Below are 12618 nucleotides of genomic sequence, written 5' to 3'. Positions count from 1 at the left end.
GGGTGCGACGATGAAGGCGTGGACGAGACCAACCCGACCGCCCGCGCGCTCGTCTGCCTCGAGCTCCTGCAGGCCAACCCGGGCATCACCGCTGAGCGGCTCGGCGAGCGGCTCGGGGTGTCCGGCCGGGCCGCGCGCCGGTACGTCGCGGTCCTGCGCGAGGCGGGCGTACCGGTCGAGTCCGAGCGGGGACGGTACGGCGGCTACCGCGTCGGACGCGGGCACCGGCTGCCCCCGCTGATGTTCACCACCACCGAGGCCCTGGCGCTGGTCATGGCCGTCCTGGAGGGCGACCACGCGGCCGGGGACACGACCGACCCGGTGGGCAGCGCGCTCGGCAAGCTGATCCGGGCGCTCCCGGCCCCGGTCGCCGAGCCGGCCGACGCCGTACGCCGGATCGGCGCCGCCCGCCGGACGCACGAGGACACGACCCCCGACCCGCAGACGACCGTGCAGGTCGTGGAGGCCTGCGCCGCGGGGCGCCGGCTGCGGCTCGGCTACCGCACGGGAGCCGGTCACGACCGGGAGATGGACGTCGACCCGTGGGGCGTGGTGACCCGGCACGGCCGGTGGTACCTCCTCTGCTGGTCCCACACGAGCGACGGACGGCGGGTGCTCCGCCTTGACCGGGTCGCGCGCGTCGAGCCGCTCGAGCAGACCTTCGTCCCGCCCGCGGACCTCGACCCGCTCAGCGCGGTCGAGGAGCACCTCTCCGACGGCTGGACCCACCAGGTCGAGGTCGTCGTGGACGCACCTGCGGCCCGCGTCGCCACCTGGATCCCGCGCAGCCTCGGTCGCCTCGAGCCGCTGGACGACGACCGCACCCGACTGGTCGGCTCGACCGACGAGCCGCTCTGGTACGCCCAGCAGCTCGCGCTGCTGCAGACGTCGTTCCGCGTCCTCGGCCCGCTCGAGGTGCAGGAGGCGGTGCGGTTCATCGGGCGGAACCTGGTGCGGGCGGGCCTGTCGGAATCACCGGTGGACCGGTGACTCCTGCACTTCTCAGCCGGTGCAACGGCTGAGAACGTCATGAATCGCCGGTGCACCGGTGATTCATGCAGGCCTCAACCCGGCGCCGGGCCGGTCGAGGCGCGCACCACCAGCTGGGTCGGGAGCACCCGCGCCGAGGGCTCGGCGACCCCGGCGTACGCCTGCTGCGCGAGGACCTCGACCGCGCGGGCCCCGGCGTCCTCCGTGCGCTCGGCGAGCGTGGTCAGCGGCGGGGCGCAGAAGTCGGCGCCGAAGATGTCGTCGAAGCCCACGACACTGACCTGGCCGGGCACGTCGACACCGCGTTCGGCGAGGCGCCGCAGCACACCGATCGCCAGCATGTCGTTGTGCGCGACCACCGCGGTGGCCCGCGCGGCGAGCACGGCGTCGGCCGCGGCCGGACCGCCCGCCAGGGTCGGCGTGTAGGGACCGAACCGGGTCGCGCTCATGCCGTGGGCCTGGGCCGCGGCCCGCAGCCCCGCCCAGCGCCGGGCGCCCGACCAGGACTCCGCGGGGCCGCCGAGGAACACGAAGGACCGGTGCCCGTGGGAGGCGAGGTGGTCGACGATCTGGCGGGTGCCGTTGTCGTAGTCGGCCACGACGCAGCTCACCCCCGGGGTCGCCCGGTTGACCAGGGTCAGCGGGTTGATCTCGGCGGCCTCGCGCAGCCGGGCGTCGGGCATCCGCGAGGCGCTGAGCACGAAGCCGTCCACGGCCGGCCCGAGCCGGCGTACGAGCTCCTCCTCGGCGGCCGGGTTCTCCTGGGTGTCGCCGAGCACCAGCGTCAGCCCGGCCGCGGCGGCGGCCCGCTCGGCACCCTTGATCACGCCGGCGAAGTAGGGGTTGGTGATGTCGGGGACCAGCAGCGCCAGCGTGCTGCTCCGCCCGGACTCCAGCGCCCGGGCGGTCGGGTTCGGCGCGTAGCCGAGCTGCTCGGCGACGGCGAGCACGTGCTCGCGGGTGTGCGTGTTGACCCGGCCGGGGCGGCTGAAGGCCCGGGAGACCGTCGAGGGCGCGACGCCGGCGGCCGCCGCGACGTCGGTGATGGTCGCGCGACGCCGACGCTCAGGCATGGCGCTCCAGGGTGATCACGGCTCCAGTATGGCAAGAAATGGCAAACGATTGCCATGTGACGGCCGCCACTTCCACACTCGACGACGAGCCCCTGGACCAGCAGGGTGAGACGTGAGGACCGAGAGATGACCCAGTCACCGACCAGCCGGGACACCGCCCGACGCACACCGAAGAAGGCCGCCGTCGCCGCCTGGAGCGGCAGCGCCCTGGAGTACTACGACCTGGCCATCTACGGCACCGCCGCGGCCCTGGTCTTCCCCGACGTCTTCTTCCCCGCGGGCAACGAGTCGGCCGCGACGATCGCGTCGCTGGCCACGTTCGGGGTCGCGTACGTCGCCCGCCCGATCGGCTCGTTCCTCATGGGTCACATCGGTGACCGGCTCGGCCGCAAGAAGGTCATGGTCGGCACGCTGCTGCTGATGGGCATCTCGACCTTCCTGGTCGGCTGCCTGCCGACGTACTCCCAGGTGGGCCTGCTGGCCCCCGCGATGCTCGTGCTGCTGCGCCTGCTCCAGGGCCTCTCGGCCGCCGGCGAGCAGGCCGGCGCGAACTCGATGTCCTTCGAGCATGCGCCCGACGACCGGCGCGGCTTCTTCACCAGCTTCACGCTCAGCGGCACCCAGGGCGGCCAGGTGCTCGCCCCGGCGGTGTTCCTGCCGCTCGCCGCGATCCTCCCCGACGACCAGCTGCAGTCGTGGGGCTGGCGGGTGCCGTTCTGGCTCAGCGCGCTGGTCGTGGTCATCGGCTTCCTGATCCGCCGCACCCTCGACGAGACCCCGGAGTTCGAGGCCCAGGAGCTGGCCAACAAGTCGGACATGACGACCGCCGCGTCCCACACGCCGCTGGGCCTGCTCTTCCGCCACCACTGGCGGGGCGTGCTGCGCGTCTTCTTCGCCGCGTTCATCGCCATGGTGAACACGACCTTCCAGGTGTTTGCGCTGAACTTCGCCACCTCCGACGACTACGGCGTCGGGATCAGCTCCACCACGATGCTCTGGCTGGCCATCGTCGCCAACCTCGTCGCGATCGCGACCATCCCGTTCTGGGCCCGCCTCTCCGACCGCGTCGGCCGCAAGCCCGTCTTCGTCTCCGGCCTGCTCGGCAGCGCCGTCCTCGTCGTGGGGTTCCTGGGCGCGATCTCCACCGGGAACGCCGCGCTCACCTTCGTGCTCGGCGTCGCCCTGGCCGGCGTCGTCTACTCGATGCCCAACGCCGTGTGGCCCGCGACGTACGCCGAGTACTTCCCGACCAGCGTCCGCCTCTCCGGCATGGCCGTCGGCACCCAGTTCGGCTTCGCCCTCGCCGGGTTCACGCCGACCATCGCCGGCTGGATCATGGGCGGCGACGCCGACAACTGGTGGAAGGTCGCGGCCTTCGCCGCCGGCGCCTGCCTCGTCTCCGCGGTCGCCGTCCTCACCGGCCCCTCGAACACCCACCGGCTGGCCACCCGCGACGTGGGTGTCCGCCGCGAGACCCGCGTCGAGGACCGCGCCGTCACGGTCGGGGTGGCGTCGTGAGCGAGCCGGTCACCGCAGCGGGCGTCGAGAAGACGTCGTACCTCCTCGGCCTGGTGGGCGCCGGCATCGGCGCCTCCCTCACCCCGGCCATGCAGGAGCGGGAGGGCCGCGAGTCCGGGCTGCTGCTGAGCTACCGGATCATCGACGCCGAGAAGACCGGCCTGACGGTCGAGGACCTCCCCGAGGTGCTCGCCTGGGCGCGGCGGCTCGGCTTCGACGGGCTCAACATCACCCACCCGTTCAAGCAGGCGGTCGTGCCGCTCCTCGACGAGCTCTCCGACGACGCCCACGACCTCGGCGCGGTCAACACCGTCGTCTTCCGTGACGGCCGGATGCTGGGCCGCAACACCGACTGGTCCGGCTACGGTCGGGCGTTCCGCCAGACCCTCCCCGACGCCGTCGAGGACCGGGTCGTCCTGGTCGGCGCCGGCGGTGCCGGGGTCGCGGTCGGCTACGGCCTCCTCGAGCAAGGGGCCGAGCACGTCGCCGTGCTCGATGCCGACCGGGACCGCGCCGACGCGTGCGCCGTCCGGCTCGCCAAGCGGTTCGGCGACCACCGGGTCACCGCCGTCGACGACCTCGAGCGGGCCTTGGCCGACGCACGCGGCCTGGTCAACGCCACCCCGATCGGCATGCTCGGACACCCGGGCATGGCGGTCCCGGGCCGGCTGGTCACCGACCGGCTGTGGGTCTCCGACGTCGTCTACTTCCCGCTCGAGACCGAGCTGGTCCGGCTGGCCCGCTCCCGTGGCTGCCGCGTCGTCCCCGGGGGCGGGATGGCGGTGCACCAGGCGGTCGGCGCGTTCGAGTACTTCACCGGCCGGGTCCCCGACGCGGACCGGATGGCGCGGCACTTCGGCCGGCTGACGTCGGGGGAGCTGACCGCCTGATGCGCACGGGCATCGCCACCGTCTCCCTGAGCGGGCTGCTCGCCGACAAGCTGGCCGCGGTCGCCGCGGCCGGCTTCGACGGCATCGAGCTGTTCGACAACGACCTGGTCGCGAGCCCGCTGAGCCCGCGCGAGGTCGCGCAGCGGTGCGCCGACCTCGGCCTGTCCATCGACCTGTTCCAGCCGGTCCGCGACGTCGAGGGGGTCGACCCGGAGCGGTTGGACGCGGTGCTGCACCGGGTGCGCACCAAGCTCGAGGTGATGGCCGAGCTCGGCGCCCCGACGTTCCTGGCCTGCTCGAACGTCGGCGCGGACACGGTCGACGACCGCGACCTGTCCGCCGAGCAGCTGCACCGGGTCGGCGAGCTGGCGGCGTCGTACGGCGTGACGATGGCCTTCGAGGCGCTCGCGTGGGGCCGGCACCTGAACCGGGTCGGCGACGCGTGGGACGTCGTACGCCGTGCCGACCACCCGGCGGTCACGCTGGCGGTCGACACCTTCCACCTGCTCGCGCGCGGCGACGACGGGTCCGCGCTCGACGGCGTGCCGGGTGACCGGATCGGCTTCCTGCAGGTGGCCGACGCGCCGGTGCTGGACATGAACGTGCTCGAGTGGAGCCGGCACTTCCGGTGCTTCCCCGGCCAGGGGACGCTGGACGTCGCGGGCGTGGTGGCCGCGACGCTGCGCGCCGGGTACCGCGGGCCGCTGTCGCTGGAGGTGTTCAGCGACGCCGTCCGCGAGGCCGACCCCGCCGAGACCGCCCAGGACGCAATGCGCTCGCTGCTCTTCCTCGAGGACCAGTTGGCCGCGGTCGTCGACGGGCCGGTGACCGCCGCGCCACCGCCACCGGCGCGGGTCGACGGGGCGTTCGTCGAGGTCAGCGGGACGGCCGGCCTGCCCGACCTGCTGACGTCGCTCGGCTTCACGGTCGCCGGGCGGCACCGCACCAAGCCGGTGACCTGGTGGCGCAACGGCGCAGCGAGCCTCGTCGTCAACGACGCCCCACCGGTCGGCCCCGTCCCCCACGCGCTCGGCGTCGCCGCCCCCGCGTTCGAGACGGTCGCGGACCGGGCCAAGGCGCTGCTGTGGCCGGCGGTCGACCGCACCCGCGGCGCCGGCGAGGCGCTGCTGCCGGGCGTCACGTCGCCCTCGGGGCTGCACGTGTTCGTCAGTGCCGAGCCCGGTGCCGCCGACGACTGGCAGCGCGACTTCTCGGGACCCTCCGGTCCCGGCGAGGGCTGGCTCGGGATCGACCACGTCGCGGTCGCCGTGCCCCCCGAGCACTTCGACCAGCAGGTCGCCTTCTTCCGGACCCTGTTCGACCTCGCGCCCGGCCCCGTGGAGGAGTTCATCGAGCCGCACGGCCGGCTGCGCAGCCGCGCGCTGCGGCCCGCGGCCGGGGACCTGCGCGTGGTGCTCAACGTCGAGGACGTCCGGCCGGGCAGCCCGAGGCGCTCGGGGATCACCCAGGTCGCGTTCGCGTGCACCGACGTGGTGGCGCAGGTGCGCGCCCTGCGCGACCGGGGCGTGCCGCTGATGCGCGTGCCCGACAACTACTACGTGGACCTCGATGCCCGGTTCGCTCTGGACCCCGAGCTGCTCGACCGGCTGCGCGAGCACCAGCTGCTCTACGACCGGGTGGGCGACGGCGAGCTGCTGCACGCGTTCACGCTGCCGCTCGCCACCGGGTTCCACGTGGAGCTGCTCGAGCGGCGGGGCGGGTACGACGGCTACGGCGCCGCCGGCACGCACGTGCGGCTGGCTGCGCAGGCGAGATAGCGCGGTGGATGAATCGCCGGTGGACCGGTGATTCCTGACGTTCTCGGGCGTTGCACCGGCTGAGAACGTCAGGAGTCACCGGTGAACCGGTGACTCCTGCATGCCCTCAGTGCGCCTCGCCGAGGTCCTCGTGCTCGCGGTGGCTCACCGGCTCGACCTGGAACGTCGCGTGCCGCACCCCGAAGTCCTCGGTCGTGCAGACGCACAGCTGGTCGAGGATCCCGCCCACCCCGTGCTCGGCCAGCGCCTCGTCGGTCACCGTCACGTGCGCCGACAGGCTGGGGATCCCGCTGGTGATCGTCCACGCGTGCAGGTCGTGCACGTCGACCACGCCGGGCAGGTCGTGCAGGTGGCGCTGGACCTCGGCGAGGTCCAGGTCGTGCGGCGCGATCTCCAGCAGCACCGCCGCCGAGTCGCGCAGCAGCAGGAACGACCGGGGCAGGATCAGCAGCGCGATCAGCAGCGAGGCGACCGCGTCGGCCTGCTGCCAGCCCGTCGTCAGGATGACGACGCCCGCCGCGACCGTGAGCACCGAGCCGACCAGGTCGCCGAACACCTCGGTGGCCGCACCCCGCAGGTTGAGGGACCCGGTCTCGGAACGCGACAGCACGGTCATCGAGACGCCGTTGGCGACCAGCCCCACCGCCGCGAACGCGATCATCGGGCCGGCGTCGACGTCCGCCGGCGAGAACAGCCGGCCGATCCCGGCGTACAGCAGGTAGCCGCACACCCCCAGCAGCACCAGCGCGTTGAGCAGCGCGGCCAGGATCTCGGCCCGGTGGTAGCCGAACGTCGAGCGCGGGCCGCCCGGCAGGGTCGCGACGTACGACGCCCCGAGCGCCAGCACGATCGCGGCGACGTCGGTCGCCATGTGCCCGGCGTCGGCCAGCAGTGCCAGGGAGCCGGCCACCCACGCACCGACGAGCTCGACGACCAGCACGGTGGCCGTGACCGCGAGCACCAGCCGCAGCCGTCCGCGGTCCTCCGCCCGCCCGGAGGCGTGGCCGTGGTCATGACCCATGGGGCCTCCTGTCCTCGCTGACGATCACGTCATTGTGGCAAGGGCCGTGCGACGTGCCTCGCCCGACCGCACCGGCGGGCGTACAGTCACAGCCCTCATCGCAGACAGGGGGACCAGATGTTCTGGTGGGTGGTACTGGCGGTCGTGCTCGTGGGCGTCGCGCTGGCCTGGTGGAGCAGCGGGCGGGCCAAGCGGGGCGTGGACGCCGATTCCATGCGGAGGTCCAAGGCGATGTCCGAGAGCGACGCCGCCCCTCACAGCCAAGGCAACCTGCCCGGCGGGCACGGCCTCGGCGGCTTCTAGCCCCCCACCGGTCCACCCTGCACGGCCCCCCGTCCGTGCGGGGTCGCCCAGACCGAGCGGTCCGGCCCCTTCGGCACGATCTGCGACGGGTTGATGTCGCGCTGCACGACGTAGTAGTGCGCCTGGATCTGGTCGAAGTCGATCGTCTCGCCGAAGCCCGGGGTCTGGAACAGGTCGCGCGCGTAGCCCCACAGCGCCGGCATCTCGCTGAGCTTCTGCCGGTTGCACTTGAAGTGTGAGTGGTAGACCGCGTCGAAACGGGCCAGCGTCGTGAACAGCCGGACGTCGGCCTCGGTGAGCCGGTCCCCCATCAGGTAGCGCTGACCCGTGAGCCGCTCCTCGAGCCAGTCCAGCGCCGCCCACAGCCGGTCGTACGCACGGTCGTAGGCCGCCTGGGACCCCGCGAAGCCGCAGCTGTAGACCCCGTTGTCGACCTCGGTGAAGACCCGCTCCATCACCTCGTCCATCTCCTCGCGGAGGTCCTCGGGCCACAGGTCGGGGGCGTCGGGACGGTGGAAGTCGCGCCACTCGTGGAAGAGGTCGTGGGTGATCCACGGGAAGTCGTTGGTGACGACCTGACCGGTCGGGATGTCGACGATCGCGGGCACGGTGATGCCCCGTGGGTAGTCGGGGACGCGGGCGAAGAACGCCTCCTGCAGCCGGTGGATCCCGAGCACCGGGTCCACGCCACCGGGGTCGTTGCCGAAGTTCCAGCTCTCCTCGCCGTGCGTGGGCGCCGGCCGGCCGACCGAGATCACGTCCTCGAGACCGAGCAGGCGGTGCACGATCAGCGACCGGTTGGCCCACGGGCACGCCGGCGCCGCGATCAACCGGTAGCGGCCGGGCTCGACCGGCCACAGGTCGCCCTCGACCGGGCCGTGGTCGGGCTTGCGTGCCTCCCAGGTGATGCGGTCCGGGATGTAGTCCATGTCCCGGTCGAAGTCCTCGCCGGCCTTGACGAAGGTGGCTCCGGCCCGGTCGCTGGTGTCGTCCATGCCAGTGGTGTACCCACATCGGGGACGTCCGACCCTGCCGTCCGCCGGGCCCAGCGCCGAGCGTCGGGGCATGACGACGAAGCCGACCCCGTTCGGGGCAGTCCGGGCGCTCACGGTGGTCTCGGGCGGTCCGTTGCTGCTGGCGCTGGGCGCGGTCACGGCGCCGCTGTCCGCCGTACGCCGCTGGCCCGACCGGGCCCGCGGACCGACGGCACGGCGTACGGCGTGGGCGGTGACCGCCGCCGGGCTCGCGCTCCCCTGGGTGTACGCCGGCGCGGTCCGGCCGCGGCTGCGGCACTGGGGAGCCACCGAGGAGGAGCGGCGGCGTCGCTACCCGAGCGACGGCGAGCGGCCGCCGCTCTCGACCAGCACCCGCGCCGTCACGGTCCGGGCGCCGGCGCACGAGGTCTGGCCGTGGCTGGTGCAGATCGGGCAGGACAAGGGCGGCTTCTACTCCTACGACTGGCTGGAGAACCTCGCCGGCTGCCGGCTCCACACGGCCGACGAGATCCACGCCGAGTGGCAGGACCTCGAGCCCGGCGACCCCCTCGTCCTCGCTCCGGGGTTCGCGACCCGGGTCACCGAGGTCGACCCCCCGCACGCCCTGGTCATCGAGGGCTGGGGCGGCTACGTCGTGGAGCCGGACTGGGACGGCGGCTGCCGCCTGATCGCCCGCTCCCACGTCGACCGCGGCCTCGCCGCCCTGCCCTACTACCTCCTCCTCGAGCTGCCCCACGCGGTGATGGAGCGCCGGATGCTGCTGGGCATCAAGAAGCGCGCCGAGGCCGCTCACGTCGGATAGTCCGGCACGTTTCTGACCCGACCTCGCGGGGTGTCGCCTACAAGACGTGCCGGACTAGGCAAAAGAATTGCAAAGATGTCTTTGCAAATGAATCTTTGCGGTCTACGCTCCCGTCATGGACATCACCTCGATCACCCCATCCCCGGCCGGGCTGAAGGCGCTCGCGCACCCCGTCCGGCTGAGGATGCTGGGGATGCTGCGCATCGACGGCCCAGCGACGGCCACCATGTTGGCGACTCGGCTCGGGCTGAACACCGGCTCGACGTCCTACCACCTGCGTCAGCTCGCGCAGCACGGCTTCGTCGAGGAGGACCCTGAGCGCGGGAACGCCCGCGACCGCTGGTGGCGGGCCGCGCACCAATCGACCACCACCGATACCGCCGCCCCGGCCGACCCCGACGAGCGCGAGACCCTCGAGGCCTACCTGCAGTCCGTCGTGGTCGTGATGACCCAGACGCTGCAGCGCTCGGTCGAGGAGCTGTCCCTGCTGCCGAAGGAGTGGGGCGAAGCGACGACGTACAGCGACTGGATGATCCGGCTGACGCCGCAGCGGGCGCTCGCGCTCGTCGAGCGGCTGATGGCGATCATCAAGGAGGTCCAGGACGAGGCGGGCGAGGAGGGCGAGGACGCCGAGCAGTACGTCGTGCAGCTCAACGGCTTCCCGTACCCCGGCAAGGTCGGACGGGGCCTCGAGTGAGCACGCGGCGTCCCCTCTACGGCTGGCTGACCTCGGAGGCGGTGTCCCTCACCGGCACCCGGGTGTCCATGCTCGCCCTGCCCTTCTTCGTCTACTCGACCACCGGCAGTGCCACCCGCACCGGCCTGGTGGCGGTCGCCGAGATGCTGCCGCTGGTCCTGCTCAAGGTCCTCGGCGGGCCCGTCATCGACCGGCTCGGCGCGCGGCGGGTCAGCATCGGCTGCGACCTCGGCAGCCTGGTGGCGGTCGGCGCGATCCCGGCCCTGCACCTGCTCGACCTGCTGACCTTCCCGGTCTTCCTGGCGCTGGTCGCGGTCGCCGGTGCGCTGCGCGGCCCGGGGGACAGTGCCAAGCAGTCGCTGGTCCCCACCCTGGTCACGCACGCCGACGTGCCCATGGAGCGGGCGACCGGCCTGTACGGCATGGTCGAGCGCTCCGCGTCGATGCTCGGGTGGGCCTTCGCCGGCGGCCTGGTGGCGGCGGTCGGGCCGACGAACGCACTGCTGGTGGATGCCGCGAGCTTCGGGCTGTCCGCGGCCGTGCTCGCGTGGTCGACCCACGGGTTCGGGACCGGCGCGAGCGCCGAGCCGGCGCCGGTCGCCACGACCGGGGACTCACCGGGCTACGTCGCCGAGCTGCGCGAGGGCTGGGCGTTCCTGCGCGGCGACCGGGTGCTCGCGGCGATGACCGCCATGGTCGCGCTGACCAACCTGATCGACCTGGCGTTCAGCTCGGTCCTGGTGCCGGTCTGGGCGGTGGAGTCCGGCGGTGGCGCGACGGCCATCGGCCTGCTCTTCGGGGTCTTCAGCGGGTCCGCCGCGCTCGGCTCGGTCGTGGCCGCCGCCTGGGCGGACCGGCTGCCCCGCTACCGGACCTACCTCTTCGCCTTCCTGGTCTGCGGGCTGCCGCGGTACGCCGTCCTCGCGCTCGACGCCCCGCTGTGGGCCGTGCTAGCGGTGGCGGTTGCCGGCGGGTTCGCCTCCGGATTCCTCAACCCGGTGCTGGGTGCGGTCACCTTCGAGCGGATCCCCGCACCCCTCGTCGGCCGGGTCACCTCGCTCACGTCGGCACTCTGCTTCGCCCTGATGCCCCTCGGCGGCCTGCTCGGCGGCGGGCTGACCAGTGCCTTCGGGCTGTCGACCGCGATGCTGGTCTGCGGTGGCGCCTACTTCCTGGTCACGATGCTGCCGGCGGTCGACCCGCGCTGGCGCGAGATCGACCACCGACCTGTCGCGGCTTCACGTCCTGAAGGCGCCGACCCGTCGCTCGTTGACGACCAGGCCGCACTGACCCGTCGCCCGTCGACGACCGACCGCCCCGAAGCCGCGACGGGTCAGCACGCCTGACGCGTGAAGCTGCGACAGGTCGACGCGCTCTCACGTCAAGCTGCGACAGGTCGACGTGGTCTCGCGTGAAGCTGCGACAGGTCGACGCGCTCTTGCGTGAAGCCGCGACGGGTCGGTCAGCGCGGGAACTCCTGGGCGAGCTTGATCAGCCGGTCGTTGGCCTCGTCCTCGCCGATGGAGACCCGGGCGCCCTCGCCGGCGAACGGGCGCACCACGATGCCGAGCTCGTCGGCCGCGGCCGCGAAGTCGGCGGTGCGGTCGCCGAGCTCGAACCACACGAAGTTGCCCTGCGCCTCGGGGACGTCCCAGCCGGCCGCGCGCAGACCCTCGACCACGCGGGTGCGCTCGGCGACCAGCGCCTCGACCCGCTCGAGCAGCTCCGGCTCCCGCTCCAGCGACGCGATGGCCGCCGCCTGGGCCACGGTCGACACCCCGAAGGGCAGCGACACCGCACGCAGGGCCGCGGCGACGGGGGCGGGCGCCACGGCGTACCCGACCCGGAAGCCGGCCAGCCCGTAGGCCTTGGAGAAGGTGCGGGTGAGCACGACGTTCTGGTGGGCGCGGTAGGTCGCGATCCCGTCGACCGGGTCGGACATCCGCACGAACTCGACGTACGCCTCGTCCACCACGACCAGCACGTGCGGCGGCACCTTCGCCAGGAACGCGTCGAGCTCGGCCTGCGTCACCGCCGGGCCGGTGGGGTTGTTGGGCGTGCAGACCAGCACGACCCTGGTCCGGTCGGTGATCGCCGCCGCCATCGCGTCGAGGTCGTGGCGTCCGTCGGCCAGCACCGGCACCCGGACCGCCGTGGCGGCCGCGGCGGTGACCGCGATCGGGTAGGCCTCGAAGGAGCGCCAAGCGAAGAGCACCTCGTCGCCGGGCTCGCAGAACGCCTGCACCAGCTGGTAGATCAGGCCGACCGACCCCGTCGCGAGCGACAGGTCCTCGGCCGGGACGCCCAGCTTCTCCGCCAGCGCGGCGTACAACGCGGTGGACCCCATGTCGGGGTAGCGGTTCATCGAGGCGACCGCCTCCTGCACCGCCTCGACCACGCCGGGCAGCGGCGGGTAGGGGTTCTCGTTCGAGGACAGCTTGTACGACGTCATCCCCGGGCGGACCGTCGGCGGCTTGCCCGCGACGTACGGCGGGATCGCGCCGATGTTGGGCCGGGGACGAGGAGCGTCGGTGCTGGTCATGCGGCCGAG

General features: G+C 73.2%; 12 protein-coding genes. 8 read left to right on the top strand and 4 right to left on the bottom strand.

From position 1 onward, the window contains the following. Nucleotides 1-18 precede the first annotated feature (18 nt). The gene (locus ACZ43H_RS20815; RefSeq protein ID WP_464586127.1) at nucleotides 19-990 is read left to right on the top strand and encodes a helix-turn-helix transcriptional regulator; all 972 of its coding nucleotides are present in this window, start codon (nucleotides 19-21) and stop codon (nucleotides 988-990) included. 74 nt (nucleotides 991-1064) lie between these two features. Here the strand turns inward: ACZ43H_RS20815 and ACZ43H_RS20810 are convergent, their stop codons facing one another. Next, nucleotides 1065-2063, bottom strand: a complete 999-nt coding sequence (locus ACZ43H_RS20810; protein ID WP_464586125.1) for a LacI family DNA-binding transcriptional regulator — start codon at nucleotides 2061-2063, stop codon at nucleotides 1065-1067. 126 nt (nucleotides 2064-2189) lie between these two features. On the opposite strand from ACZ43H_RS20810, the gene ACZ43H_RS20805 reads away from it, so the two are divergent. Genes ACZ43H_RS20805 through ACZ43H_RS20795 form a run of 3 tightly spaced genes read left to right on the top strand, consistent with a single transcriptional unit; the run spans nucleotide 2190 to nucleotide 6249 of the window. Beyond that, nucleotides 2190-3581: an MFS transporter gene (locus ACZ43H_RS20805; protein ID WP_464586123.1), complete on the top strand. Its 1392-nt coding sequence runs from the start codon at nucleotides 2190-2192 to the stop codon at nucleotides 3579-3581. Beyond that, nucleotides 3578-4471, top strand: coding sequence for a shikimate dehydrogenase (locus ACZ43H_RS20800; protein ID WP_464586121.1), 894 nt, complete (start codon nucleotides 3578-3580; stop codon nucleotides 4469-4471). The genes ACZ43H_RS20805 and ACZ43H_RS20800 overlap by 4 nt, the downstream gene beginning before the upstream one ends. After that, nucleotides 4471-6249, top strand: a complete 1779-nt coding sequence (locus tag ACZ43H_RS20795) for a TIM barrel protein (RefSeq protein ID WP_464586119.1) — start codon at nucleotides 4471-4473, stop codon at nucleotides 6247-6249. The genes ACZ43H_RS20800 and ACZ43H_RS20795 overlap by 1 nt, the downstream gene beginning before the upstream one ends. A gap of 106 nt (nucleotides 6250-6355) precedes the next feature. Here ACZ43H_RS20795 and ACZ43H_RS20790 read toward each other — a convergent pair whose 3' ends face one another. Continuing rightward, entirely contained in the window at nucleotides 6356-7270 is a 915-nt protein-coding gene (locus tag ACZ43H_RS20790) for a cation diffusion facilitator family transporter (protein WP_464586117.1), read from the bottom strand. A gap of 117 nt (nucleotides 7271-7387) precedes the next feature. Here ACZ43H_RS20790 and ACZ43H_RS20785 point away from each other — a divergent pair, with 117 nt between their 5' ends. After that, complete coding sequence (locus ACZ43H_RS20785) at nucleotides 7388-7573, top strand: hypothetical protein (RefSeq protein ID WP_464586115.1); 186 nt, start codon at nucleotides 7388-7390, stop codon at nucleotides 7571-7573. Here ACZ43H_RS20785 and ACZ43H_RS20780 read toward each other — a convergent pair. Next, nucleotides 7570-8568 carry a glutathione S-transferase family protein gene (locus ACZ43H_RS20780; RefSeq protein ID WP_464586113.1) on the bottom strand — a complete coding sequence of 333 codons (999 nt, stop codon included), beginning with the start codon at nucleotides 8566-8568 and terminating at the stop codon, nucleotides 7570-7572. The genes ACZ43H_RS20785 and ACZ43H_RS20780 overlap by 4 nt on opposite strands. Nucleotides 8569-8638: 70 nt before the next feature. Between ACZ43H_RS20780 and ACZ43H_RS20775 the strand changes: the two genes are divergently transcribed. From ACZ43H_RS20775 to ACZ43H_RS20765, 3 genes are all read left to right on the top strand, one after another. Next, complete coding sequence (locus ACZ43H_RS20775; RefSeq protein ID WP_464586111.1) at nucleotides 8639-9370, top strand: hypothetical protein; 732 nt, start codon at nucleotides 8639-8641, stop codon at nucleotides 9368-9370. Nucleotides 9371-9485: 115 nt separating this feature from the next. Continuing rightward, a complete protein-coding gene (locus ACZ43H_RS20770; protein ID WP_464586109.1) occupies nucleotides 9486-10067 on the top strand; it encodes an ArsR/SmtB family transcription factor in 582 nt (193 codons plus the stop codon). Further along, nucleotides 10064-11413 (top strand): MFS transporter, encoded by a 1350-nt coding sequence (locus tag ACZ43H_RS20765; RefSeq protein WP_464586108.1) that lies wholly within the window; start codon nucleotides 10064-10066, stop codon nucleotides 11411-11413. Before ACZ43H_RS20770 ends, ACZ43H_RS20765 begins: the two co-directional genes overlap by 4 nt. 116 nt (nucleotides 11414-11529) lie before the next feature. Here the strand turns inward: ACZ43H_RS20765 and hisC are convergent, their stop codons facing one another. Beyond that, nucleotides 11530-12609, bottom strand: a complete 1080-nt coding sequence (gene hisC, locus ACZ43H_RS20760; protein ID WP_464586106.1) for a histidinol-phosphate transaminase — start codon at nucleotides 12607-12609, stop codon at nucleotides 11530-11532. Nucleotides 12610-12618 lie beyond the last annotated feature (9 nt).

The sequence above is a fragment of the Nocardioides sp. DN36 genome, assembly GCF_055380375.1.
The sequence above is the reverse complement of the archived record's forward strand: the minus strand, read 5'-3'. Positions and strand labels throughout refer to the sequence as shown.

Coding starts and splice junctions, on each gene's coding strand:
- ACZ43H_RS20810 (WP_464586125.1), bottom strand. CDS start 2,063: ATGCCTGAGCGTCGGCGTCGCGCGACCATCACCGACGTCGCGGCGGCC.
- ACZ43H_RS20805 (WP_464586123.1), top strand. CDS start 2,190: ATGACCCAGTCACCGACCAGCCGGGACACCGCCCGACGCACACCGAAG.
- ACZ43H_RS20795 (WP_464586119.1), top strand. CDS start 4,471: ATGCGCACGGGCATCGCCACCGTCTCCCTGAGCGGGCTGCTCGCCGAC.
- ACZ43H_RS20790 (WP_464586117.1), bottom strand. CDS start 7,270: ATGGGTCATGACCACGGCCACGCCTCCGGGCGGGCGGAGGACCGCGGA.
- ACZ43H_RS20785 (WP_464586115.1), top strand. CDS start 7,388: ATGTTCTGGTGGGTGGTACTGGCGGTCGTGCTCGTGGGCGTCGCGCTG.
- ACZ43H_RS20780 (WP_464586113.1), bottom strand. CDS start 8,568: ATGGACGACACCAGCGACCGGGCCGGAGCCACCTTCGTCAAGGCCGGC.
- ACZ43H_RS20775 (WP_464586111.1), top strand. CDS start 8,639: ATGACGACGAAGCCGACCCCGTTCGGGGCAGTCCGGGCGCTCACGGTG.
- ACZ43H_RS20770 (WP_464586109.1), top strand. CDS start 9,486: ATGGACATCACCTCGATCACCCCATCCCCGGCCGGGCTGAAGGCGCTC.
- hisC (WP_464586106.1), bottom strand. CDS start 12,609: ATGACCAGCACCGACGCTCCTCGTCCCCGGCCCAACATCGGCGCGATC.